Source organism: Brevundimonas sp., from assembly GCF_046293315.1.
GTDB lineage: Bacteria > Pseudomonadota > Alphaproteobacteria > Caulobacterales > Caulobacteraceae > Brevundimonas.
Genome location: NZ_JBKBPF010000001.1, coordinates 218,601 through 241,898, shown reverse-complemented (window position 1 = coordinate 241,898; position 23,298 = coordinate 218,601). Strand labels below are relative to the sequence as shown.

The 23,298-nt window shown below is 69.3% G+C and carries 21 protein-coding genes and 1 other RNA gene; 1 reads left to right on the top strand and 21 read right to left on the bottom strand.

Annotation, left to right across the window (positions count from 1 at the left end; genetic code table 11):
* Positions 1-39: 39 nt before the first annotated feature.
* The 7 genes from lpxC to murC form a co-directional block, all read right to left on the bottom strand.
* Positions 40-939, bottom strand: coding sequence for a UDP-3-O-acyl-N-acetylglucosamine deacetylase (gene lpxC, locus ACK4SE_RS01080; protein WP_409687476.1), 900 nt, complete (start codon positions 937-939; stop codon positions 40-42).
* Positions 940-1,092: 153 nt separating this feature from the next.
* Positions 1,093-2,688 (bottom strand): cell division protein FtsZ, encoded by a 1,596-nt coding sequence (ftsZ, locus tag ACK4SE_RS01075; RefSeq protein ID WP_409687473.1) that lies wholly within the window; start codon positions 2,686-2,688, stop codon positions 1,093-1,095.
* 216 nt (positions 2,689-2,904) lie between these two features.
* Entirely contained in the window at positions 2,905-4,194 is a 1,290-nt protein-coding gene (gene ftsA, locus ACK4SE_RS01070) for a cell division protein FtsA (RefSeq protein ID WP_409687470.1), read from the bottom strand.
* A gap of 54 nt (positions 4,195-4,248) precedes the next feature.
* Complete coding sequence (locus ACK4SE_RS01065) at positions 4,249-5,148, bottom strand: cell division protein FtsQ/DivIB (protein ID WP_409687467.1); 900 nt, start codon at positions 5,146-5,148, stop codon at positions 4,249-4,251.
* On the bottom strand, positions 5,136-6,074 hold the full coding sequence (locus ACK4SE_RS01060; protein ID WP_409687464.1) for a D-alanine--D-alanine ligase: 939 nt from the start codon (positions 6,072-6,074) through the stop codon (positions 5,136-5,138). Before ACK4SE_RS01060 ends, ACK4SE_RS01065 begins: the two co-directional genes overlap by 13 nt.
* Positions 6,075-6,089: 15 nt before the next feature.
* Positions 6,090-6,992, bottom strand: coding sequence for a UDP-N-acetylmuramate dehydrogenase (gene murB, locus ACK4SE_RS01055; protein WP_409687460.1), 903 nt, complete (start codon positions 6,990-6,992; stop codon positions 6,090-6,092).
* Positions 6,989-8,431 (bottom strand): UDP-N-acetylmuramate--L-alanine ligase, encoded by a 1,443-nt coding sequence (gene murC, locus ACK4SE_RS01050; RefSeq protein WP_409687457.1) that lies wholly within the window; start codon positions 8,429-8,431, stop codon positions 6,989-6,991. Before murC ends, murB begins: the two co-directional genes overlap by 4 nt.
* An 83-nt stretch (positions 8,432-8,514) precedes the next feature.
* On the opposite strand from murC, the gene ACK4SE_RS01045 reads away from it, so the two are divergent.
* Positions 8,515-8,985 (top strand): surface-adhesin E family protein, encoded by a 471-nt coding sequence (locus ACK4SE_RS01045; protein ID WP_409687454.1) that lies wholly within the window; start codon positions 8,515-8,517, stop codon positions 8,983-8,985.
* Here the strand turns inward: ACK4SE_RS01045 and ACK4SE_RS01040 are convergent.
* From ACK4SE_RS01040 to ACK4SE_RS00975, 14 genes are all read right to left on the bottom strand, one after another.
* Positions 8,930-10,087: a mechanosensitive ion channel family protein gene (locus tag ACK4SE_RS01040; RefSeq protein WP_409687451.1), complete on the bottom strand. Its 1,158-nt coding sequence runs from the start codon at positions 10,085-10,087 to the stop codon at positions 8,930-8,932. The two genes, ACK4SE_RS01045 and ACK4SE_RS01040, sit on opposite strands and share 56 nt — an antisense overlap.
* Positions 10,088-10,113: 26 nt before the next feature.
* Positions 10,114-11,205, bottom strand: coding sequence for an undecaprenyldiphospho-muramoylpentapeptide beta-N-acetylglucosaminyltransferase (gene murG, locus ACK4SE_RS01035; protein ID WP_409687449.1), 1,092 nt, complete (start codon positions 11,203-11,205; stop codon positions 10,114-10,116).
* The gene (gene ftsW, locus ACK4SE_RS01030; RefSeq protein WP_409687446.1) at positions 11,202-12,389 is read right to left on the bottom strand and encodes a putative lipid II flippase FtsW; all 1,188 of its coding nucleotides are present in this window, start codon (positions 12,387-12,389) and stop codon (positions 11,202-11,204) included. Before ftsW ends, murG begins: the two co-directional genes overlap by 4 nt.
* Complete coding sequence (gene murD / locus ACK4SE_RS01025; protein ID WP_409687443.1) at positions 12,386-13,825, bottom strand: UDP-N-acetylmuramoyl-L-alanine--D-glutamate ligase; 1,440 nt, start codon at positions 13,823-13,825, stop codon at positions 12,386-12,388. Before murD ends, ftsW begins: the two co-directional genes overlap by 4 nt.
* 2 nt (positions 13,826-13,827) lie before the next feature.
* A complete protein-coding gene (gene mraY, locus ACK4SE_RS01020) occupies positions 13,828-14,940 on the bottom strand; it encodes a phospho-N-acetylmuramoyl-pentapeptide-transferase (RefSeq protein WP_409687439.1) in 1,113 nt (370 codons plus the stop codon).
* Entirely contained in the window at positions 14,937-16,370 is a 1,434-nt protein-coding gene (gene murF / locus ACK4SE_RS01015) for a UDP-N-acetylmuramoyl-tripeptide--D-alanyl-D-alanine ligase (protein ID WP_409687436.1), read from the bottom strand. Before murF ends, mraY begins: the two co-directional genes overlap by 4 nt.
* Positions 16,370-17,821 carry a UDP-N-acetylmuramoyl-L-alanyl-D-glutamate--2,6-diaminopimelate ligase gene (locus ACK4SE_RS01010; RefSeq protein WP_409687433.1) on the bottom strand — a complete coding sequence of 484 codons (1,452 nt, stop codon included), beginning with the start codon at positions 17,819-17,821 and terminating at the stop codon, positions 16,370-16,372. Before ACK4SE_RS01010 ends, murF begins: the two co-directional genes overlap by 1 nt.
* Positions 17,818-19,554 carry a peptidoglycan D,D-transpeptidase FtsI family protein gene (locus tag ACK4SE_RS01005; protein WP_409687431.1) on the bottom strand — a complete coding sequence of 579 codons (1,737 nt, stop codon included), beginning with the start codon at positions 19,552-19,554 and terminating at the stop codon, positions 17,818-17,820. Before ACK4SE_RS01005 ends, ACK4SE_RS01010 begins: the two co-directional genes overlap by 4 nt.
* A complete protein-coding gene (locus ACK4SE_RS01000; protein ID WP_409687428.1) occupies positions 19,551-19,919 on the bottom strand; it encodes a cell division protein in 369 nt (122 codons plus the stop codon). The genes ACK4SE_RS01005 and ACK4SE_RS01000 overlap by 4 nt, the downstream gene beginning before the upstream one ends.
* Positions 19,916-20,872, bottom strand: a complete 957-nt coding sequence (gene rsmH / locus ACK4SE_RS00995) for a 16S rRNA (cytosine(1402)-N(4))-methyltransferase RsmH (protein ID WP_409687870.1) — start codon at positions 20,870-20,872, stop codon at positions 19,916-19,918. The genes ACK4SE_RS01000 and rsmH overlap by 4 nt, the downstream gene beginning before the upstream one ends.
* Positions 20,869-21,345 carry a division/cell wall cluster transcriptional repressor MraZ gene (locus ACK4SE_RS00990; RefSeq protein ID WP_409687425.1) on the bottom strand — a complete coding sequence of 159 codons (477 nt, stop codon included), beginning with the start codon at positions 21,343-21,345 and terminating at the stop codon, positions 20,869-20,871. Before ACK4SE_RS00990 ends, rsmH begins: the two co-directional genes overlap by 4 nt.
* Before the next feature lie 267 nt (positions 21,346-21,612).
* Positions 21,613-21,997: RNase P RNA component class A (rnpB, locus tag ACK4SE_RS00985), an RNA gene on the bottom strand.
* Positions 21,998-22,044: 47 nt separating this feature from the next.
* Complete coding sequence (locus ACK4SE_RS00980; protein WP_409687422.1) at positions 22,045-22,809, bottom strand: N-acetylmuramoyl-L-alanine amidase; 765 nt, start codon at positions 22,807-22,809, stop codon at positions 22,045-22,047.
* A gap of 42 nt (positions 22,810-22,851) precedes the next feature.
* Entirely contained in the window at positions 22,852-23,184 is a 333-nt protein-coding gene (locus ACK4SE_RS00975; RefSeq protein ID WP_409687419.1) for a hypothetical protein, read from the bottom strand.
* Positions 23,185-23,298: the final 114 nt, after the last annotated feature.

Here is a 23,298-nt window from a genome sequence, read left to right as displayed (position 1 = left end):
AATGGGTTTGGCCCCTCCCCTCCCCTCCATCCGGGAGAACTAGCCGACCTGGGCCAGTTCCGGGACGCGGGTGACCTCGCGCCAGGCGTGGGGCGCGGCCAGAAGGGCGCGGACCAGCTGGTTGTTCAGGGCGTGGCCCGCCTTGACGCCCTCGTAGCGGCCCAGCAGGGGCGCGCCCAGCACATAGAGGTCGCCGATGGCGTCCAGCGCCTTGTGCTTGACGAACTCGCGCTCCATCCGGAGCCCGCCGGGGTTCAGGATGGTGTCGCCGTCGATGACCACGGCGTTCTCCAGGCTGCCGCCGCGGGCCAGGCCGGCGCGGCGCAGGGCCTCGACCTCATGGGCGAACCCGAAGGTGCGCGCGGCCATGATCTGGTCGCGGAAGGTGGCCTCGTCGACCACGAAGTCCACCACCTGATTGCCGATGACCTTCGAGTCGAAATCGATCTCGAAGCGCATCTCGTAGCGATCGCAGGGCAGCAGAGCGGCGCGCTTGTCGCCCTCCTCCACCACGATGGGCTCGAGAATCTCGATGTAGCGGACCGGGGCCTGCTGACGGCGGAAGCCCGCACGGTCCAGCAGCTGGACGAACGGCAGGGCCGAGCCGTCGAGGATGGGCAGTTCGGGGCCGTCGACCTCGACGATGACGTTGGACACGCCCAAGGCCGCGAAGGCCGCCATCAGGTGTTCGATGGTGGACAGACGCACGCCGTCGGCGTTCTCGATCATGGTGTTGAGGCGCGCCTCGACCACCGCCGCACCCGACACCGGGATGCGGTTGTCGCGGTCGGTGACGTCGGTGCGCACAAACACCACACCCGTGCCCGTGGGGGCCGAGCGGATGGCCAGACGCACGCGCTCGCCCGAATGGACGCCCACACCCGCGCAAATGGCGGGCGCGCTCAGCGTGCGTTCGTGATGATCGTCGCGTCCAAACAAATCGAGATACCCGTTATGCAACCGTCACAAGACGGTCTACGCCCCGTCATGCAGTTAATGACGGGGCTGCAAAGGGTAAATGAAATCAGGGTTTCGGATTGTTTCGATCCTTCGCGAAACCCTTGCGGCGCAAGGGATCGCGAGGGTTACGAATTAGTTGGCCAGACGGCGCAGGAAGGACGGGATCTCGAGATCGTCGTCGGCCTGGGTCTGCTGGGGCTGGTCCACCGGCTGGACCTGGTGGGTCGGGCGCATCTGGGGCGCGGCCGGGGGCGGCGCGTCCTGGTGGTAGCTCTGACTGGTCGGGGACCGGCGGCCGCGGCCGAACAGGCTCCAGCCGCGCTTGGGCTCCTGGCTCTCGAACAGGCTGTCGTCCGCGTACTGGGCCGGCTGCGCCGGTTGCGGAACCGGGCGGCGCGCGGGGGCGGGCTCGGGGCGACGGTCGAAATACAGATCGCCCTGCTCGGTTTCGGACGCCTCGTCCTCATACTCGTCGACCGACGGGTCGACGATGCGGCCGATGACGCGCTCGGGCTCACCCAAGGCGGCGGTAGCGGCGGCGGGCTGGGCCGGACGGATGATCGGGTCGGCGTCGACCTTCGGAGCCGGGGCCTGGGCGGCGGGCTGGACCGGCTCGCGGGCATAGGACGGCGTCGCAGGCTCGCGGGCCGTCATGGGCTCGTGCCGGGTGGCGGCGGCGTAGCTGGTGGCGGCGGTCGGCATGGCCGGGGCGCGCGGGGTCTCCACCGGGCGCTGCTGCGGGGGTTCGATGGACTGGGTGGCTTCCTCGTCCATGCCGGTGGCGACCACCGACACGCGCAGCTTGCCTTCCAGCGCCGGGTCGAAGGCGGCGCCGAAGATGAAGTTGGCGTCCATGTCCACTTCGGCCGAGATGGCGTTGGCGGCTTCGTCCACCTCCATCAGGGTCATGTCCATGCCGCCGGTGATGTTGACCAGCACGGCCTTGGCGCCCTTGAGGCTGGTTTCGTCCAGCAGGGGGTTGGCGATGGCGTTCTGGGCGGCCAGCAGGGCGCGGTCCTCGCCCGAGGCCTCTCCGGTGCCCATCATGGCCTTGCCCATTTCGGACATGACCGCGCGCACATCGGCGAAGTCGAGGTTGATCAGGCCCGGCAGGATCATCAGGTCGGTGATGGAGCGCACGCCCGAGTGCAGCACCTGGTCAGCCATGCCGAAGGCGTCAGCGAAGGTGGTCTTCTCGTTGGCGACCCGGAACAGGTTCTGGTTCGGAATGACGATCAGGGTGTCGACGTAGCGCTGCAGCTCGGCGATGCCGGCGTCGGCCAGGCGCATGCGGTGGCGGCCCTCGAAGGTGAAGGGCTTGGTGACCACGCCGACCGTCAGGATGCCGCGATCACGCGCACATTTGGCGATGACGGGGGCCGCGCCGGTGCCGGTGCCGCCGCCCATGCCGCCGGTGATGAAGATCATGTGGGCGCCTTCCAGGTGCTCGTGGATCTCGTCCACGGACTCCTCGGCGGCGTTCATGCCCACTTCGGGGTGAGCGCCCGCGCCCAGCCCTTGCGTGATGGTGGCGCCCAGCTGGATGCGGCGGTCGGTCTTGGCGAACGACAAGTGCTGGGCGTCGGTGTTGGCCACGACGAACTCGACCCCTTCGAGGCCGGCGTCGATCATGTTGTTGACGGCGTTGCCGCCCGCGCCGCCGACACCGAACACGACGATGCGGGGCTTGAGTTCAGTGTGTTGCGGCTTGACCAGCGACAGCGACATTTTCGTTTCGACCTTCCGACCCGTTTGTCCGGGACCTTTGCGCGACACACCCCCGCGAATCACATGGGCCCGAACCCTGCGTTAATGAAAGAACCATCAACGTTAAGAGATGGTTACCCGTTAACGTGAGTCGGCTGAAAATAAAGGGCCAGAGCGTGGCGAAGGGCCGATCGCAGGGGATAAAGGTTAACGCTGCAGCGTTGCCCCGAATAGACCCTACAAATTCTCGCGCAGCCAGCCTGCGGCGCGGGCGACGAAGCCGCCGGCGTGGACGCGGGGGGCGTCGGCGGCGGTGATCTGGCGCGACATCAGCTTGCGGGCCGAAACCGCCTCGCGCGGGCCGTAGGCGGCGCGCAGCAGCACCCCGGCGGCGGAACAGAAGGCCGGGCCGGAAGCGGCGTCGGCAAGGTGCGGCGCTCTTTGAGGGCGGCCCAGGCGCACCGGGCGGTCGAATACGCGCACGGCCAGCTCGCGCACGCCGTTGAGCTGGCTGGCGCCGCCGGTGAGGACGACGCCCGTGCCGGGCTCCAGCCCGGGGCCGGACGCCTTGAGACGGTCGCGCAGGAGCTCCAGCGTCTCCTCAACCCGGGGGGCGATGACAGTCTTGAGCATGGCGCGGGGCACGATGACAGGCCCGGAACCAGGCTCCTCGCCGCGCGGCGGGGCCTCCAGCATCTCGCGATCCTCGTTGGGCGAGGCCATGGCCGAGCCGTGAAGGGTCTTGAGCCGCTCGGCGCCCGCCTTGGACGTGGACAGGCCGCGCGCGATGTCGGCGGTGACGTGGTCGCCGCCAACGTTCAGGCTTTCCACATGCAGCAGGGAGCGTCCGCCCCACACCGCAGCCGAGGTGGAGCCGCCGCCCATGTCGATTGCGACACAGCCCAGGTCCATCTCATCATCTTCCAGCGCGGCGAGGGACGACACCACGGGCGCGGCGGCCACGCCCTGAAGGTCCAGGTGGGCCAGCTCGAGACAGTGGCTGAGGGTGGCGAACACGCCTTCGGCCATGGAAACGACCAGCAGATCCAGGCCGAGGTTGGCGCCGCGCATGGCGCGGGGATCGCGCACGCCCCGGGCCCCGTCCACCGACCAGGCGACGGGCAGCACATGGATGGGGCGGCGATTGGCCAGGCGCACCTGGGACAGGGCCATGGCGATCGCGCGGGCCAGATCGGCGTCGCCGACCGGATTGGCGCCAAGGGATACGCGAGCCTGGACCCGGTGGCTGGCCAGCTGGCCGATGGCGGTGGAGACGATGACGCCGGACACGGGGGCGCCCGCCGCCCGCTCGGCCCGCTCGACGGCGTGGCCGATGGCCTGGGCGGCCTCGTCCATATTGATGATGGCGCCGCCCTTGATGCCGCGCGACTGCACGTGGCTGGCGCCGGCGACCCGCACGGTGCGGTCGGCGTGGCGCACGCCTTCGGGCTTCATGATGAAACAGGCGACCTTGGCGTGGCCAAGATCGAGGGCGGCCACGACCGGCGCGCGATTGTGCGCGCTCATGGGAAGCTCTTGGTCGGTCCTGCGCCCTGACATGGTGTTCAAGCCCTCACAAAATCACGCCGACGCGCCGGCCGGGCGAACGGCCACGGCGTCGGGGGCGCGAAGGTCCACACGGTCGAAACCCAGGTCCAGCAACCGTTCGCGCTGGTCCATGGAGTCCAGCTGGATCAGGGCCGCTTCCTGATTGGCGGCGGGAAGCTGGATCACGCCCCCGTCCCTGAGCCGCACGTCCCAGCGCCGCTCGTCCACGCGGACCAGAGCCTCGACGCGGCTCATCAGGCGGGGACGCTGGCGCAGCAGGGGCAGGATGTCCGACGCGGCCTCGGCGGCGCCCGTTCCCACCACCAGCGGCAGGCGCGGATAGCGGCCAGGGTCGGCGCCGGGAATGACCTGGCCGGCGCTGTCGACCACATAGTTGCGGCCGCCGGTCTGCCAGACAGCCAGCCGGTCATGCTCGACCACGGACACCACAAGGGTGTCGGGCAGCAGGCGCACCACGCGCGCCGACCGGACCCAGCCCACCTGCTCCACCGAGGCGCGCACGGCGTCCAGATCGACGGCAGTGATGGGCTGGCCCTGGGTCAGGTTGATGGCGGCCTGGATGGCGGGGCGGGCCTCGTCGGAGGCGCCGGTGACGTGCACGCGGTTCAGGGTCAGGCCCATGCCGGCCAGCTGGTTGTTCACGCCGCTGGAGACGGACGCGCCGATGCGATCAGCGCGCGCGCCGGTGAACAGCACGACGCCCACCAGCACGACGCCGGCGACGAAGCTGATGATCACCGCGCGGGGCGACAGGTCCAGACGCCCGAGGGCCGCCATCTTGCCGGGGGTCCCGGAAGCGTTCCTTGGTGCGTTGCGCGAACCGCCCCGACGCGGCGCCCCTTTCCTGGGAGCGCTCTTTCGGGGGGCCTGATTTGAACTCTGTCGCCGACCGCCGCGCACTACCGCGGGCATGAGGCGTCCTCCACCATCCACCGTACAAGATCTGCGTACGCCATCCCGGTGAAGGCGGCCTGCTCGGGAGCGAGCGAGGTCGGCGTCATGCCGGGCTGGGTATTGACCTCCAGCAGAACAAGATCGTCGTTAAGATCGTCATAACGAAAGTCCGATCGGGTCACGCCTCGGCAACCAAGTGCGGTGTGCGCGCGCTCGGAAATCCGCAGCGCCGCCTCGAACACGTGGGCCGGCAGATCGGCCGGAAGCACGTGCCGGGACCCGCCCGGGGCGTATTTGGCCTCATAGTCATAGAAGCCCTTGGTGGGGGTGATGTCGGTCACGGTCAGGGCGCGGGGGCCGACCTTTTCCCCAAGAACCGTCACCGCCAGTTCATTGCCGCGGATGAAGGGCTCGACCATCACCTGTTCGCCATAGGTCCAGCCGGGCTCGCCCACCTCGGCGACGGGACGGTCTGCAGCCTCGCGCACCAGATAGACGCCGACCGAGGATCCCTCGGCATTGGGCTTGATCACATAGGGGGGCGGGATGACGTGGCGCGTGGCGACGTCGTGGCGGTCGAACAGACCGCCGCCGGGCACCACGATGCCCGCAGCCTGCAGCACGGCCTTGGACTTGTCCTTGTCCATGGCCACGGCCGAGGCCAGCACGCCGGAGTGGGTGTAGGGAATCTGCAGGGTCTCGAGGATGCCTTGGACGCAGCCGTCCTCGCCCCAGACTCCGTGAAGGGCGTTGAACGCCACATCAGGTTTCAGCTCGGCGAGGACCTGTGCCAGGTCGCGTCCGGCGTCCACGCGGGTGACGCGGGCAGCCTGCCCTTCGAGGGCGTCGGCGCACATGCGGCCGGACGACAGGGAGACCTCCCGTTCCGGGGACAGTCCGCCCATCAGGACGGCGACGTGGAGGTGTTGGATCGGGCGGTTCATGGTCGAGCTCCGCGCTCAGGCAGGCCGCCCGATGCGCCTGATCTCCCATTGCAGGTCGACGCCGAATTTATCCTTAACGTCGGCGCGGACCGCCTCGCCCAGACCCTCGATGTCGGCGGCCGTGGCGTCGCCCGGATTGATCATGAAGTTGGAATGCAGATCGCTGAACATCGCGCCGGCGCCCGTCGCCTGAAACAGCTTGCCGCGCCAGCCCGCGTCATCGACCAGCTTCCACGAGGAATGGCCCTCGGGGTTCTTGAAGGTGGAGCCGCCGGTCTTTTCGCGGATGGGCTGGGTGGTCTCGCGCCGCTCGGTGATCGCGCTCATGCGGGCCTGCACCGCCGCAGGGTCGTCAGGACGACCGCGATAGACCGCCTCGATCCAGATGATGTCGGCGGGCGCCTCGGAATGGCGATAGGTGTAGCCGAAGTCGGCCAGCTGATAGTCGACCCGCTCGCCCGCCCGGTTGAGGCCCCAGGCGGAGACCAGCACGTCCCTGGTCTCGGCGCCGTAGCAGCCCGCGTTCATGGTCAGGGCGCCGCCGATGGTCCCGGGAATCCCCGCATAGAATTCCAGCCCGGCCACGCCCACTTTCGCCGCCGCGCGGGCGACCATGGCGTCCAGGGCGCCGGCGCCGGCGGTGACCGTGTCGCCCTCCACCGTCACCCCGCCGAAGGGGCGACCGGCCAGACGCACGACCACGCCCTCCACGCCCCCGTCACGGACGATGACATTGGAGCCCACGCCCAGAACCTGCACCGAAACAGCGGGGTCCAGCGCCTTGAGGAAGTCGGCCAGATCATCCGCATCAGCGGGGATAAACAGCACATCGGCGTTTCCGCCCACCCGGAACCAGGTGTAGGGGCCCAGCGGCTCGTCGCGCAGCAGCTTGCCTCGAACCTCAGGCAGGGCCCTCACGCCAGCGCCTCCAACTGGGCCGGGAGGGCGTAGGACCAGGCGGTGATGTCGCCGGCGCCGAGCAGGACCACCACGTCGCCGGGTCTGGTCTCGTCCTTCACCGCACGCGGCAGGGCGGCCGGGTTTTCAAGCGGCATCACATGCCTGTGCCCATAGCGGCGCAGACCCTCGACCAGGGCATGCTTGTCAACGCCCTCGATGGGCGCCTCGCCGGCCGCATAGACGTCGGCCACCAGCACGGTGTCGGCGTCGGAGAAACAGGTGGAGAAGTCCTCCATCAGGTCGCGCAGACGGGTGAAGCGGTGCGGCTGGACCACCGCGATCACCTTGCCGCCGGCGGCGGTATCCACCACCTGCCGCGCGGCTTTCAGCACGGCGGCGATCTCGACCGGGTGGTGGCCGTAGTCGTCGACGATGCGGACCCCCTCCACGATGCCGGTGGTGGTGAAGCGCCTCTTGACCCCGCCGAAGCCGGCCATGCCCTTGCGGATGGCGTCATCGTCCACCTCCAGTTCGCGGGCCACGGCGATGGCGGCGAGGGCGTTGGAGACATTGTGCCAGCCCGCCATGGGCAGATGCAGGCCGTTGATGCGGATGGGATCCTCCAGCGCGGCGAGGCCGGCGCCCTGGATCACCACGTCGAAGCGGGCGCCGTCGGGGCCCATTTCGCAGTGCTCGGCCCGCACCATGGCCTGGGGGTTCACGCCGTAGGTGATGAGGCGGCGATTATCGATGGTGGCCACCAGCCGCTGCACCTCCGGATGGTCGAGACAGACCACGCCGAAGCCGTAGAAGGGGATGTTCTCGATGAAGTCCACGAAGGCCCGGCGCACGGCGTCGAAGTCGCCGTAGTGATCCAGATGCTCCGGGTCGATGTTGGTGACGATGGCCACGGTGGACTTCAGGCGCAGGAAGCTGCCGTCCGACTCATCGGCCTCCACCACGATCCAGTCGCCGTCGCCGACCTTGGCGTTGGTGCCATAGGCGTTGATGATGCCGCCGTTGACCACCGTGGGATCCAGATCGCCGGCGTCCAGCAGGGCCGCGATCATGGAGGTGGTGGTGGTCTTGCCGTGGGTGCCGCCCACCGCGATGGAGAATTGCAGCCGCATCAGCTCGGCCAGCATCTCGGCCCGGCGAACGAGGGGAATGCGGCGCTGGCGGGCCACGACCATTTCCGCATTGTCGGCCTTCACGGCGGTCGAATAGACCACCGCCGAGACGCCCTCGCCCACATGGGCGGCGTCGTGGCCGATGAAGATGCGGGCGCCCAGGGCCTCCAGCCGTTCGGTGTTGGCGCTGGCCCTGGCGTCGGAGCCCTGCACCAGATAGCCGATCTTGAGCATGATCTCGGCGATGCCGCTCATGCCGATGCCGCCGATGCCGACGAAATGGACAGGGCCGAGATGGAACGGGACGGGTCTGAGGCGCGCGATCATCACAGGGCTATAGCCGTCACAATCCCGCCTGCGAAGGGCCAAGGCGCTTTGCCTGTGGTTCGGTGCGCTGCTAGGCGAGGACCATGCTCGCCATCCTTCTCGCCGCCGCCCTTCAGACCCCCGCGCCCCAGTTGATCGAGCACGATCTGGTCCTCAGCAGCGTCGGGCGGTTCGCCGTATTCGCGGATCGCGCCAGCCTGCAGCGCGAGGGCGAGATCGTGACGATCCGGGCGCTTCAGGTGGTGGAGCCGGGCTTCGAGGCGGGCGGGCGGGCCTATGCGGGCGGCTGGTCCCGCTGGCGGTTCGACTGCGCGGGGCGCACCGGCGACCGGCTGGATTTCGCTTCGCTGGCCGAGGACGGGACCGAGGGACCGGCCACGCCGGATTCCACACCGCCTGCTCCGGTCAGCCCCGGCGGCGACATGGGCGACCTGTTCGACCTCGCCTGTGGAGAAGCGGCGTCGGAGGCTGAGGCCGTCACCTCTGCGGCGGCGGCGGTCAGCCTGGGTCGCGCGCTTCTGTCTGAGCTGGATGGCCCTGAGCCGACGGACTGACGTCCTCGGCGGCGAAACGTTCGCGCGGCAGCGCTTCCGGGCACTCATCGCGCATGAAGGCCATCAGCTTTTCACGCACCTCGCAGCGCAGGTCGAAGGCGGAACCGGCATTCCGGGCGCTCATCAGGGTGCGGACCTGAAGGGTGCGCTCGCTGATGTCGGTGACCTGCAGGGCCATGACGTCGCCGTCCCACTGGGGCGAGGCCCGGACGATGGCGTCGAAGGCCGCGCGCAGCCGGTCGATGGGCGCGGCATAGTCCACAAAGAAGAAGGCCGAGCCGATCAGGCGCGAACTGTCGCGGGTCCAGTTCTGGAACGGGGTGGTGATGAAATAGGTCAGGGGCAGCACCATGCGTCGCCAGTCCCACAGCCGCACCACCACGTAGGTGGAGGTGATCTCCTCGATATTGCCGAACTCGCCCTCGACGATCACGGCGTCATCGATGCGGATGGGCTGGGCCGTGGCGATCTGGACGCCGGCGATCAGATTGGTCAGGAACGGCTGCAACGCCAGGCCGGCGATGATGCCCACTACACCGGCCGATGCGAGAAGGGACAGGCCCCAGTTGCGCACCTCGGGAATGGTCAGCAGGGCCAGGGCGAGGGCGATCACCGCAATCAGCACGGCCGCCACCCGTTGCAGGATGCGCGTCTGGGTGACGTGCTTGCGCGCGACCAGATTGTCTTCCGCTTCCATGTTGAAGCGGCGCAGATAGACCGCCGACCACATGTCCATAACCCCGACGGCCATCCAGCCCACGACGAGGATGAAGGCAAACAGCAGGGTGCGGCGGATGAACTCGCTGGTGGCGGGGTCCAGCGGCGAGATGGTGATGGCCAGGGCGAAGGCGATGATCAGCACCGCCAGCCGCACCTTGAACCGCGCCCTCGCCACTACCCCGCGCCAGAACAGGTCGCGCTTTCGGACCACAAAAGTCAGGATGCGGAAGACGATGCTGTTGGAGAGAATGCCCGCAGCCACCGTGACCAGAATCACAAGGCCGATCACCGCCCATTCCGGAAGCCAGTCGAACTGGCGCCACAGGGCAAACACCTCGCGGGTCAGGTTGCGGATCATCTCGGGCATGGCGGCGTAAGTCATGGACGGACCTCCCGTTCCCATTTGCATCAGCCCGGCCCCGCGGTGCGCTCCACGATATCGGCCATGCGGCGGACGGCGTCCGGCATGGCCACAGAGCGGGCGGCGCCGGCGCGGGCGGCCAGTCCGGACGCGCTGGACAGCAGGGACTGCACGGCGGCGGTGAGGCTGTCCACCGTCAGGTCGTCCTCGGTGATCACCCAGGCGGCGCCCGCATCGGCCAGCAGTTTCGCGTTTGCGCGTTGGTGGTCGTCGGTGGCGATCTTGAGCGGGATCAGGATCGATGGCAGGCCGGCGACGGCGAGCTCGGACACGGTGGAGGCCCCTGCCCGGCCGATCACCAGATGGGCCCCCGACAGGCGGGCGGCCATGTCGCGGAAGAAGGGGGCGACCTCGGCGGCGATCCCGGACTCAAGGTATGTCTGCTGCGCGACCTCCAGCGACTCGGCGCGAGTCTGCTGCTCCACCTTCAACCGGGCGCGCAGGGTCTCGGGCAGGGCGGCCAGGGCCCGGGGGACGGTCTCGGACAGGATGCGGGCGCCCTGGCTGCCGCCGGTGACCAGCACCCGGATGCGGTAGTCGGGGGCCACATAGGCGCGGTCGTGCAGGGCGCGGATCTCGGCGCGGACGGGAATGCCGACCACCTCGATGGGGGCGCGGATCTTGTCGGGCGCCCGCTCCAGGGTCGGGAAGGCCGAGGCCACCTGATCCACATAAGGCGCCAGCCAGCGGTTGGTGCGGCCCAGCACCGCGTTCTGCTCGTGGATCAGGGTGGGCCGCTTCTGGCTGATGGCGGCGAGCAGGGCCGGTGCGGACGGATAGCCGCCGAAGCCGACGACCACCGCCGGGTCCAGACGATCAAACGCCTTGCGCGCCTGCAGCACACCCTGGGCGATGGCGCCCGCAGCATTCAGCATGCCCAGCGGGCCGGAGCCGGTGGCGGCGTCCAGATCGAGGCGCTCCTCGGCCGGGAAGCTGTGGGCGTACTGTTCGCCGCGCCGGTCGGTAGCCAGCACGATGCGCCAGCCGCGCGCGGCCATCTCGCGGGCCAGGGCCTCGGCGGGGAACATGTGGCCGCCGGTGCCGCCGGCGGCGAGGACGCAGACTCGGGAAGGACTCATCCCGGCAAGATGCGACGGCGGTTGCGCGGCAGCAAGGCGCCTGGTTCATAGGCCCCTGGACGGCGGCGCGTCAGGGCCAGGGCGAACCCCATGGTCAGGCCCATGGCCAGCATGGACGAGCCGCCATAGCTGACGAACGGCAGGGTCATCCCCTTGGTGGGGATCAGGTTCAGATTGACCGCGATGTTGATGGTGGCCTGCAGGCCAATCAGCATGAACAGGCCCGCCGCCGCCGTCTGCTGGAACGGGTCGGCCAGTTTCATGGCGCGCGACAGGCCGCGCAGCACGATGAAGGCATAGAGGCCGATGAGGATCAGCGAGAAGACCAGACCGAACTCCTCGGCCGCCACTGAATAGATGAAGTCGGTGTGCAGGTCGGGCACGTTGCGCTTCATCACGCCCTCGCCCACCCCCCGGCCCAGCAGGCCGCCCGCCGAGATGGCCTCGGAGGCGCGGTCAATCTGGTAGGTGTCGGCAGCGCCGGGCGTCACGAATTTGGTCACCCGGTCCCGCACGTGATCGAAGACGAAATAGACCGCCACCAGGCCGGTCATGAAGATGCCGCCCAGCACCGCCATCCAGCGGATCGGCACCCCGGCCATGAAGAAGACGGCCATGAAGGTGGTGGTGATCAGCAGCGTCTGACCGATGTCCGGCTGGATCACCAGCAGGCCCACGGTCAGTACGTAGACGGCGAAGGCGATGGAGACGCCGGGCACACCCTGCCCCTTCTGCGCCTCGGCGAACATCCAGGCGGCGAAGACGATCAAACCGGGCTTGGCGAACTCGGACGGCTGCAGACCGAACGGACCCAGATTGATCCAGCGGGCGGCGCCCTTCACCTCGTTGCCGATGAAGGGCAGCAGCATCATGGTGATGATGGCGCAGGCCAACGCCAGGACGGCGATGCGGCGCACGCCGCGGGGGGACAGCAGGGAGGCGACCAGCATGGCCACGCCCCCGCCGCCCGCGAAGACGATCATGCGCCAGGCGTAATGGAACGGGTCGGTGATGGACTCATCGGCCCGAATCGCGGCGGGGCTGGAGGCGAAGGACAGGGCCACGCCCAGGAAAATCAGGGTCGAGGCCGCGGCCAGCAGGCCCTTGTCCACCGTCCACCACCACTGGGCTATGGGCGAGGTATCGTTGCGCGAGAACGGATGGGCATAGGTGTTTACGGTCATGACGCGGCATCCTCGATCACGGGCGGCGCGGCGCCGAGGCCGAGCACGGCGGCGCGGAACGCCTCGCCCCGGGCCTCGAAGTCCGGATACTGGTCGAACGAGGCGGCTGCCGGGCTGAGCAGCACCACCGCGTCCTCGCCGTTCGCCGCGGCCCAGTCGGCTGCGTCGCGGGCGGCGGCGGCGACCGCGGACGGGATGTCGCCGCACAGGGAGACGGGCGCCGCGTCGTCGATCTCGGCCGCGAAGGCGTCGGCGGCCTCGCCGATCAGATAGGCGTGAGCGATGCGGCCGAACAGCGGGAACAGGTCGGCGATGCCGCCGTCCTTGGCGCGGCCGCCCGCGATCCACCAGACGCGCGGATAGCTGGCCAGGGCCTGTTTCGCCGCATCGGTGTTGGTGGCCTTGGAATCGTTGATGAACACCACGCGGCCGAGCCGGGCGACCGGCTCCATCCGGTGGGCCAGACCGGGGAAGGTCAAAAGGCCCCGCACAGCCTCGTCGCGGCTGAGGCCCACGGCGCGCACGGCGGCGTAGGCGCAGGCGGCGTTCTGAGCGTTGTGGCGGCCCGGCAGGGAAACCGCCGTGGACAGGTCGGCGATGCGCTCGTCGCCGTCCATGAGCCAGCCGCCGCGCAGGCCCACACCCGCGAGGTCGTCAATGCGCGGCGTCCACCCGTCGTCGCTGTCCGGCGGAGCCACGGTGACGGGGACGAAGGCGCCCAGCCCCCGGGCTACGCCCTGGCTGTAGGGGTCGTCGACGCCGATCACAGCGACGCTGCCCGGCGGCTGCTCCTGAAAGATGCGGCGCTTGGCGGCCACATAGCCGGCCATGCCGCCGTGGCGGTCCAGATGGTCCGGGCTGATGTTGGTCAGCACCGCCACGTCCGGGCCGAAGCGGCTGGTCAGGTCCAGCTGGTAGGACGAGACCTCGATCACATAGATGGCGTCCGGCGTGGGCTCGGGCAGGGCCAGGACGCCGATGCCGATGTTGCCGCCCACATGGACCGTGCGGCCCGCCTGCCGGAGGACCCAGCCGATCAGGGCGGTGGTGGTGGACTTGCCGTTGGTGCCCGTGATGGCGATGATCTTCGGGCGCTCGACCTCGGGCAGGGCGGACACGGCGCGGGCGAACAGTTCGATGTCGCCCATGACCCGCACGCCCGCATCCTTGGCCATCTGGACGGTCCAGTGGGGCGAGGGATGGGTCAGGGGCGCGCCCGGCGACAGGATCAGGGCGGCGAAATCGGACCAGTCGGCGCGGGAGAGGTCCTCGACCGCAAAGCCTTCGGCCTCGGCCTGAAGGCGGCTGGACAGGCTGTCGTCCCACAGCACGGGATGGGCGCCGCCGGCCCGGAGCGCGCGGGCGGCGGTCAGGCCGCTGCGCCCCAGCCCGAAGACCGCGACGCGCCGCCCTTCAAAACCGGGGACGACGATCATGACTATCTCAGCTTCAGCGTCGACAGGCCGACGAGGGCCAGCATGGCCGCCACGATCCAGAAGCGGACCACCACGGTGGATTCGGCCCAGCCCATCTTTTCGAAGTGGTGGTGAATGGGCGCCATCAGGAAGATGCGCTTTCCAGTGGCCTTGAAGTAGGCCACCTGGATCATCACCGACAGGGCCTCGACCACGAACAGGCCGCCGACGATGGCCAGCACCAGTTCATGCTTGGTGGCCACGGCCATGGCGCCCAGGGCGCCGCCCAGCGCCAGCGACCCGGTGTCGCCCATGAATATCTTGGCCGGGGGGGCGTTGTACCAGAGAAAGCCCATGCCCCCGCCGATGATGGCGGCACAGAAGATGGCCAGTTCGCCCGCTCCGGGGACGTGGTGGACCTGAAGATATTCCGAGAACAGGAAGTTGCCGACCAGATAGCTGATGATGCCGAAGACGGCGGCGGCCATCATCACCGGCACTACCGCCAGCCCGTCCAGGCCATCGGTCAGATTGACCGCGTTGGACGCGCCGATGATGACCACGGCGGCGAACACCACATAGAACCAGCCGATGTTCAGCAGCACTTCCTTGAAGAACGGGAAGGCGACTGACGTCTCCAGATTCGGTGAGGTGGGGGAGATCTGCATCCAGACCACGGTCAGGACGCCGGCGATGACCGCCACGACCACCTGGGCCGCCAGCTTCTGTTTCGAGGTCAGACCGGCGGAGGACTGCTTGGTCACCTTGGCGTAGTCGTCGATGAAGCCGAGGATGCCGAAGGCTGCGGTCACCAGCGAGACGATCCAGATGTAGGGGTTGGTGAGGTCGCCCCACAGCAGCACCGCCGCCGCGATACCCGCCAGGATCATCAGCCCGCCCATGGTGGGCGTGCCCTGCTTGGTCAGGACGTGGCTGGCCGGGCCGTCGGCGCGGATCGGCTGGCCCCTGCCCTGACGCGCCCGCATCCAGTCGATGAAACGCTGCCCCATGGCCACCGCCACGATCATGGCCGTGACCAGCGCCAGACCCACGCGGACGGTCTGGTACTGGACCAGATTCAGCAGGGGGTAAGCCTGGGCGACGTCGGCATAGTAGAGATACAGCAGATAGATCATGAGGCGGCGCCCTCCTGCGCGTCGCGGCGACGCTCCATGTCGGCCAGGGCCGCGGCGATCGCCGAAGCCTTCGAGCCGTTTGATCCCTTGACCATGACGATGTCGCCCGGCCGCACGTCCTCGACCAGGGCCTCGGCCAGGTCGGCGGCGGTCTCGCGCCACAGGCCGCGACGCTCGGGGCGCAGGGCGTCATGCAGATGCTTCATCTTCGGTCCGGCGGTGTGGACAACATCGAGGCCAGCCGCGTCGATGGTCTCCGCCAGCCCGGCGTGCAGGGCCTCGGACTGGTCGCCCAATTCCAGCATGTCGGTCAGGGCGACCATGCGCCGTCCGCCGGTGGCCACGGGCCGCGCGCCCAGGCTGAGAAAGCCCGCCCGCATGGACAGGGGGTTGGCGTTGTAGCTCTCGTCAATGAGCAGGAAGGAACCGCCACGAATGCGGATGTCCTTGTTCTGGCCCCGCCCCGCCAGCGGCTGGAATTCCGACAGGGCCTGAAGCGCCGTCTCCACTGGAACATCGAGGGCGTCCAGCATCAGGATGACGGCCAGGCAGTTGTGACCCCAATGGAAGCCGGACTGCTTCAGCGCGAACACGTGACGGCGGCCGAAGATCTCAGCCTCCACCCGCGCGCCGTCAGGATTGGGCGTGAAATCGATCAGTCGGGCGTCCGCGTCTGGCGGGGAACCGAAGCAGAGCACTCGCGCGCCTTGGCGCAAAGCCGCCTGACGCAGCATGGGCGTCCAGTCGTTGTCGCCGTTGATGACCGCCACGCCGCCCGGACCAAGACCCTCGAACACGGCGGCCTTTTCATGGGCCACGCCCATCTCGCCGTCGGAGAAGCCTTCGATGTGGACGGGCCCCACGGTGGTCACGCAGGCGGCGTGGGGCTGGACCATGCGGGACAGGGGCGCGATCTCGCCCGGCGCGTTCATGCCGATCTCGAACACGGCCCGCTCCACGTCCACGGGCATGCGGGCCAGGGTCAGCGGCACGCCGATGTGGTTGTTGAAACTCTTGACCGAGGCGTGGGCGGGACCGGCCAGATCAAGGCCCGCCTTGATGGCCTGGGTGACGCTGGTCTTGCCGACCGAGCCGGTCACCACGCCGCGCCGCGCCTGGGGCGCGCGGTCGCGGGCGGCGGCGCCCAGGGCCTCCAGCGCCTTCAGCGTATCGGGGACCACGATGCAGGCCCCGCCGTCGATCGGCCGCTCGACCAGGGCGCCCGCGGCGCCGGCGGCGAAAGCCGCGGCGACGAATTCATGGCCGTCCCGCGCGCCCTTCAGCGCCACGAAAAGGTCGCCGGGCTCCACTTCCTTGCTGTTGAAGGTGATGCCCCGGGCCTGAAATCCGGCGCCTTGCATGCGGCCGGCCGTGGCGACGGCGATGTCGGCAGCCGTCCAGAGGGGGTCTTTCCCCGACGATTGGGGCATCACGCGTCTTCCTTCAGGGCCTCGGCGATTTCCTGGGCGTCGTCGAAGGGATGGGTGATTCCACCGACGATCTGACCCTGTTCATGCCCTTTTCCGGCGACCACGACCACATCCCCGTCGCGCATGATGGACAGGGCGTGGCGGATGGCTTCGCGGCGGTCGCCAATCTCCAGGGCGTCGGGCGCGGTGATCTTCGCGTCAGCGCGGATGGCGGCGGGGTCTTCGGAGCGCGGGTTGTCGTCGGTCAGGATGGCCACATCCGCCAGCTTCTGGGCGACGGCGCCCATCAGAGGCCTTTTGGCCCGGTCGCGGTCGCCGCCGCAGCCGAACACCACGATGAGACGGCCCTTCGCGTGGGGGCGCAGGGACGTCAGCACGGTCTCCAGCCCGTCAGGCGTATGGGCATAGTCCACATAGGCGTCGCCGCCGTCGGGGCCGGTGGCCACATGCTGCATGCGACCCTCGGCGCCCTGCAGATGCTCCAGCGCCGCCAGCACGCGATCGGGGGCCTCGCCTGCGGCGATGCACAGGCCCGCCGCCACCAGGGCATTGGAGGCCTGAAAGGCGCCGACCAGCGGCAGCATGACCTCGAAGACGTCGCCCCGCGCGTCGATAGTCAGGCGCTGGCCCTCACTGCTCGCCTCCCGGGCGATCAGGCCCAGGTCGCGGCCGCGCTGGCCCACGCCCATGATCGACAGGCCCGCCATCAGGCCGTGGGAGGCGAACCCGGAGTAGGCGGGCGAGTCCGCGTTCAACACCGCTGTGCGGCCACGCGGCAGCAACGTGTCGAACAGGCGCAGCTTGGCGGCGCGATAGGTCGCCATGTCGCCGTGATAGTCCAGATGGTCCTGGGTCAGGTTGGTGAAGGCTGCCGCCTTCAACGACACGCCGTCCAGACGGCGCTGTTCCAGCCCATGGGAGGACGCCTCGAGCGCCACGTGGGTGACGCCGCGCCCGGCCAGTTTCGAAAGAATCCGGGCCGAGTCCGCCGCGTCCGGGCTGGTCAGGCTGGCGCGGGTCAGGGCGTGGTCACCGTGCCAGACGCCGAGGGTGCCTACGCTGGCGCCCTCAATGCCCAGCAGGGTCCAGATCTGTCGGCAGAAGGCGGCCACCGAAGTCTTGCCGTTGGTGCCGGTGACGGCCACGCAGGTCTTCGGCTGCGCGCCGAAGAAGCCCCGCGCCGCCAGGGCGTAGGATCGCCGCACGTCGCCGCACGGCACCAGCACCGGGGCGGCTTCGCCGGGCGTGTCGCTGGGCGCCAGCACGGCGGCCGCCCCGGCCGACAGGGCCTGGGGGATGTACGCGCGGCCGTCGGCCACGGCGCCGGGGATGGCCGCGAACAGGGTTCCGGGCGCGACCTTGCGGCTGTCGGCCGTCACGCCGGTGATGACCGGGTCATGACCAACGTCGCGGCGCAGCAACTCGGAGAGGCGCACACCCGGAAGGCTCACTGGGCGGCCCCCGGGCGGACTTCGGGCCGGGGAATGGATTCGCCGGTGGCGGTGCGCCAGCGGTCAGCGGCGCGGCCCACGCCCACGAAGCCGCCGATGCGATCGATAATGCGTCCGGCCACCGGGGCGGCTACGAAACCGCCGGTGCGCGGGTAGCCCTGGGGCTCGTCCATCAGGATGAAGACCATGTAGCGCGGCGCATCCAGCGGCCCGTCGGTGGGGAAGACGGCGGCGAAGGTGCCGATGGCGACGGTGGGGTCATAGCGCCCGTTGACTACCTTGTTGGCAGAGCCCGTCTTTCCGCCCACGCGCAGGCCGGGCGCGTCGGCGCGTGATCCCGAGCCGCGCACGACGTTTCTCCGCATCAGGTCCAGCATGGCCAGCGACGTGTCCTCGGACACCACGCGCCGGATCCCCGGATGCGGGCCGTCGGCCGGACGCAGGGTCAGGGGCACATAACGCCCGCCGTTGAGCAGGGAGCCCATGGCTGCGGCCGCCTGGGCCGGGGTGACCATGATGCCGTAGCCGAACGAGAGGGACGCCAGAGTCGTGTCGGACCAATTCACAGGGCGGCGCGGCGCGGCGGACTCGTGCAGCTCGATGGGCGCGGCGTCCAGAAGCCCCATGTCCTGGAAGTAGCGCCGCATGGTGTCGCCGCCCATCTCGATGGCCAGGCGCGAGGTGCCGATGTTGGACGAGTGCAGGAACACCTCCTCCAGCGTCATCACACGGTTCTGGGCGTGGAAGTCGCGGATGGTGCGGTTGCCGATGCGCAGCGGGTCCGAGGCGTCGAAGGTCGTGGTCATGTCCGCTTGCCCCGTGTCGAGGCCGGCGGCGACGGTGAAGGCCTTGAACACCGACCCCATCTCGTAGTGGCCGGAGACCACGCGGTTCATCTCGCCGGGCTGGGGCTGGCCCCGGCGGTTCGGGTCGTATTCCGGCCAGCTGGCCATGCCCAGGACTTCGCCGGTCTGGATATTGGTGACGATGCCCACCGCACCACGCGCGCCGATCTCGGCCGCGGCGGCGTAGAGCTCGTTCTCCAGCGCGGCCTGAACGCGCAGGTCGATGGACAGGGGCACCGTCGCGCCGGTGCGTCCCGCCTCGCGGATTTCACGGTCGAACGCCAGTTCCGCGCCGGTCACGCCGCGCTCGCTGGCGAAGCCGATCACATGGGCTGTGGAAGCGCCTAGAGGATAGGCCCGGCCGTTCTCGGCCTCGAAATAGATCCCGCCCAGGGCCAGGTCATGGAGCGCAGCCCGCTCGGGCGGGGTCAGGCCGTTCATGACGACCACGCGGCGGTCGCCGTAGAGGGCGTCGCGAAGCCTTTGCCGCGGCAGGCGCGGCAGGGCGGCAGCCATGGCGGTCAGGGTCCCCTGCCGGTCCCACACCTCGGCGGGCTCCACATAGAGGCCGTAGTGGCGGATGTTACTGGCCAGAAGGGCGCCGTTGCGGTCGGTCAGGTCTCCGCGCGCCAGCACCGGCCCGGCGCGCCAGCCGCCGACATTGGGCGCCCCGGACAGCAGGGCAGCATGGCCGGCGCCGCCGACCAGGGCGGTAAACAGGACGCCGAACGCCACCAGCAGGAGGGCGATGCGAACCCGGGTGTCCTCTTCGGGCCGCTGATCGGCCTTGGCCCGCTCGAAGGCGTGCTCGATCCACCAGATCAGGGTGGTCAACCAACGCCAGGACGGCGCGGCGGACGCGATGGGACGAGGCTCAACCGAACTCATTGCGCCGTCTCCGGCGCGGGCTGGGGCGTGGACTCTGGCGTCTGCTCGTCACCGACCAAGGCGTCCAGACCGTCCAGGTCGGCGCGCTGCTCGACCGACACGGGTTCAAGCCCGGCGTGGCGCGACAGGGCTTCCAGCCGGCCGGGCTCCTCCAGTCGCGCGGTCTCGGCCATCAACAGGCGCACGCGCTGGCGCTCGTTGCCGATGGCCTGGTGCAGGCCGTCGATCTCGGCGCTCTGGCGGGCGGCCTGGGCCTTGGCGAAATAGACCGAGACGATGATCACGGCGAGGATGGCCAGGCCGATGATCTCGACCACGCGGAAGCCGCGAACCTTCCAGTCGAACAGGGACAGGGCGGTGTTCATGCCGCCATCCTCCCCCACGCCGGGGCGTCGGTGCGGATCGCGGCGCGCAGGCGGGCGGACCGGGCGCGGGGATTGGCGGCGCGCTCGGCGTCGCCGGCCTCGTGTGCGCCCTTGAACATCAGGCTGAAGCTGGGGGCGCGGGTCTCGAGCTGAATCGGCGCATGGCGCGAGCCGCCCGGGGTGTTGCCGGTGCGCTCGGTCAGGAACGCCTTGACGATGCGGTCCTCCAGCGAATGGAAAGTGACCACCGCCAGCCGGCCGCCGGGGGCCAGGGCCGCCTCGGCCGCCTCCAGACCGGCGGTCAGCTCACCCAGCTCGTCGTTCACGGCGATGCGCAGGGCCTGGAAGGTGCGGGTGGCGGGATGGATGGGCGCCCCGCGACGGCCGCCCAGGGCCTTTTCCACCACTTCGGCGAGATCGAGCGTGCGGGTGAAGGGGCGCTCGACGCGGCGGCGCAGGATGGCCGTGGCCACGCGGCCGGACTGACGCTCCTCGCCATAGAGCTTCAGAATGTGAGCCAGCGGGCCGTGGTCCCAGCTGTTGACGATGTCAGCGGCGCTCTGGCCGTCGGCGGACATGCGCATGTCCAGCGGACCGTCGCGCATAAAGGAGAAGCCGCGCTCGGCCTGATCCAGCTGCATGGACGAGACGCCGATGTCGAAGACGGCGCCGTCGAGACGGTCATGGCCGGTATCGGCGAAGGCGGTGGACAGGCCCGAGAAGGGCGTCTGCTTCAGCTCGAACTGGCCGGGGAAGTCGGCGGCGACCGCCTCGGCGTGGGGCTGCACGGTCGGATCGCGGTCCAGCCCGACGACTGTGGCGCCGCGCGCGAGGATGGCGCGGGTGTAGCCCCCGGCGCCGAAGGTGGCGTCGATCATGACGTCGCCCGGCTTCGGGTCCAGCGCCTCGATCACCTCATCCAGCAGCACGGGGGCGTGGGGAGACGTCATCAGCCGCCCTCCCCGCGCGCGGCCAGGCTGGCGCGGCGGCGCGCCTCGCCCATCTCGCGCATGGCCTGCTGGGCCAGCTTGCGCTGTTCGGCCTCATGCTCGCGCCAGCGGGGCCGGTCCCAGATCTGGAAGCGGTCGCCCAGGCCGACCATGACAACGTCGGCGGACAGACCGCCGCGCTCGACCAGGGCCTCGGTCAGGGTGATGCGCCCGGCGGTGTCATAGGAGAGCTGCTTCAGCCCGCCGTAGAACTGGCTTTCCATGGCGGCGCGGAAGGGGTCGCCGAACGGGATGCTGTCGATGAAGGCGCGATAGGCGGCCACGAAGCCTTCGCCGCCCGCTTCCAGACAGTCGGCCTCAATTGAGGGAAAGCAGTACAGGCCGGTGGCGGCGCCGTTCTCGGCGGTGCGGAATTCCTGCGGCGCCTGCAGGCGACGCTTTGCGTCCAGTTGCTTCTCGTAGGTTGAGAGAAACACCCTTGCCCGCCTCGGACCCGTCGATCCGTCCCGACACCCGTCGCCGCATGCGGATCGGCACAGCGCCGACCCTCCCCGAGTTCATTATTGGGGTATCATGGGATCAGTTGGGAGACAATGGGATTAGTTGACACTTCTTAACCAAGACAGCCCGTTTTGGGCGCTCAGTTCTGTTAACTTCCAGAACATTCGCGGAACAGACAAGTATTCACAGCCTGTGGATGACTGTGTCCGCCACATAGGCGCCGCACCGGTTAACGGGGTGAAAATGCCAGACGGCCTGTAAGCCGGGTTCTGTTCCGGCCCAAAACCGAAGTTCAGGACCGGCGACGATCATTCCTCTGGACCGGCCATTGCTGACCGGTTCTCGCGACCTACCCGGACGTCCCAGGCGGTGAGCCCTGCGGCCGAAGCCGCGCGACGTCCCTATTCGGTCTTGCTCCAGGCGGGGCTTGCCATGCCGTCTGCGTTGCCGAAGACGCGGTGGGCTCTTACCCCACCCTTTCACCCTTACCCTCAGAAGAAGGCGGTTTGCTTTCTGTGGCGCTATCCCTCGGGTCGCCCCGGGCGGAAGTTATCCGCCGCCTTTTCACCGTGGAGCCCGGACTTTCCTCGATGGTCCGAAAACCACCGCGACCGCCCGGCCGTCTGGCGGGGCGACAGATGGGCCCATCAGGCGGCGGCGTCAATCGTGCAGGCCTAAAGCACGCCCGTGACGCTCTCGACCTGGGCCAGTTGCAGAAGGCCCATCAGGCGGGCGCGGGTCTCGCCGTCGGCGATGCCGTCCACTTTTTCCGGTCGCCAGTGACGCTGGAAGGCGGCGACCACGATACGGGTGTCCTCATCATAGACCCCGGACGGGGCGGGCTCGTAACCGAACCGATGCAGTCCGGCCTGAAGCACATGGACGCCCAGCCCCTCGTCGCCGGGCCCCAGCGGGGGGCCAAGGGCGGCGATACGCTCGGCGGCGGGCTCGAACCACAGGCCGTGCCCGCCTTCGGCCAGTCGCTTCCACGGAAACAGCTCGCCGGGATCCGTTTTGCGGTGCGGTGCCACGTCGGAATGGCCCAGAATGCGGTCGTCGGAAATGGTCCAGCGCGAGCGGATATCGGCGACCAGCGCCAGAACCGTCTGGACTTGAACCTCGGGAAAGGCGCGATAGCCCCACTCGTGGCCGGGATTGACGATCTCGACGCCGATAGAGGCGGCGTTGATGTCCGTGTCGCCCTTCCACCAGGACACGCCCGCGTGCCAGCAGCGGCGTTCCTCGGGGGCCAGGCGAAACACCCGTCCGTCCTCCTCCACCACATAGTGGGCCGAAACCCGCGCCTCCGGATCACGCAGACGGTCCAGCGCCTCCGCGCCGGTCTGCATGCCGGTGTAGTGCAGAAGGATCATGTCCGGCGGCCCGCGCCGGGCGTCGGTGTTGGGGGTCGGGGCGTCGATGAAGTCGAGGGCGGTCATTCGGCCATATTCGACCGGACCGCGCCTTATGGGAAGCTCAGCCTAGCGCCCCTGACGTTCCCAGCCATGGGCCACCCAGGTGTCGCCCACCTTCTCGGCCTCGATCACGCCGTCAGGTCCGGCGGCGGCGGTGCGGGCGCGGGCAGAGCGACGGGCGCGCAGGGCGAAGCCGGTCAGGAACATCACGATCCCGGCCACCAAGGCGATCACCGCCACGGCGGCCGCGGTGAAGATGGCCAGCAGGGCGCCGATGGTCACGGCGATCCCGGCGGCGATCATGCCGCCCAGCCACAGGACCGAGCCCATCAGCCCCGAACCGCGCGCGGGACGCGTGGCGAAGCCGATGCGGGTGAAGCGGGTCTGGAACTGGGTCATGAGCTACCTTGGCGACGCCGTCATGAATGATCACTGAAGAGGCGGTGATCCTGCTCAACGCATGACCGGCAATGTCGGTCCGCGAGGGGACGCCGTCAATGCGACATCCCCTCA

Excerpts from the sequence above, each read along its gene's own strand:
- ftsZ (WP_409687473.1), bottom strand. The coding sequence starts at position 2,688 with ATGTCGCTGTCGCTGGTCAAGCCGCAACACACTGAACTCAAGCCCCGC.
- ftsA (WP_409687470.1), bottom strand. The coding sequence starts at position 4,194 with ATGAGCGCGCACAATCGCGCGCCGGTCGTGGCCGCCCTCGATCTTGGC.
- ACK4SE_RS01065 (WP_409687467.1), bottom strand. The coding sequence starts at position 5,148 with ATGCCCGCGGTAGTGCGCGGCGGTCGGCGACAGAGTTCAAATCAGGCC.
- ACK4SE_RS01060 (WP_409687464.1), bottom strand. The coding sequence starts at position 6,074 with ATGAACCGCCCGATCCAACACCTCCACGTCGCCGTCCTGATGGGCGGA.
- murC (WP_409687457.1), bottom strand. The coding sequence starts at position 8,431 with ATGATCGCGCGCCTCAGACCCGTCCCGTTCCATCTCGGCCCTGTCCAT.
- ACK4SE_RS01045 (WP_409687454.1), top strand. The coding sequence starts at position 8,515 with ATGCTCGCCATCCTTCTCGCCGCCGCCCTTCAGACCCCCGCGCCCCAG.
- ACK4SE_RS01040 (WP_409687451.1), bottom strand. The coding sequence starts at position 10,087 with ATGACTTACGCCGCCATGCCCGAGATGATCCGCAACCTGACCCGCGAG.
- murG (WP_409687449.1), bottom strand. The coding sequence starts at position 11,205 with ATGAGTCCTTCCCGAGTCTGCGTCCTCGCCGCCGGCGGCACCGGCGGC.
- ftsW (WP_409687446.1), bottom strand. The coding sequence starts at position 12,389 with ATGACCGTAAACACCTATGCCCATCCGTTCTCGCGCAACGATACCTCG.
- murD (WP_409687443.1), bottom strand. The coding sequence starts at position 13,825 with ATGATCGTCGTCCCCGGTTTTGAAGGGCGGCGCGTCGCGGTCTTCGGG.
- mraY (WP_409687439.1), bottom strand. The coding sequence starts at position 14,940 with ATGATCTATCTGCTGTATCTCTACTATGCCGACGTCGCCCAGGCTTAC.
- murF (WP_409687436.1), bottom strand. The coding sequence starts at position 16,370 with ATGCCCCAATCGTCGGGGAAAGACCCCCTCTGGACGGCTGCCGACATC.
- ACK4SE_RS01005 (WP_409687431.1), bottom strand. The coding sequence starts at position 19,554 with ATGAGTTCGGTTGAGCCTCGTCCCATCGCGTCCGCCGCGCCGTCCTGG.
- ACK4SE_RS01000 (WP_409687428.1), bottom strand. The coding sequence starts at position 19,919 with ATGAACACCGCCCTGTCCCTGTTCGACTGGAAGGTTCGCGGCTTCCGC.
- ACK4SE_RS00980 (WP_409687422.1), bottom strand. The coding sequence starts at position 22,809 with ATGACCGCCCTCGACTTCATCGACGCCCCGACCCCCAACACCGACGCC.
- ACK4SE_RS00975 (WP_409687419.1), bottom strand. The coding sequence starts at position 23,184 with ATGACCCAGTTCCAGACCCGCTTCACCCGCATCGGCTTCGCCACGCGT.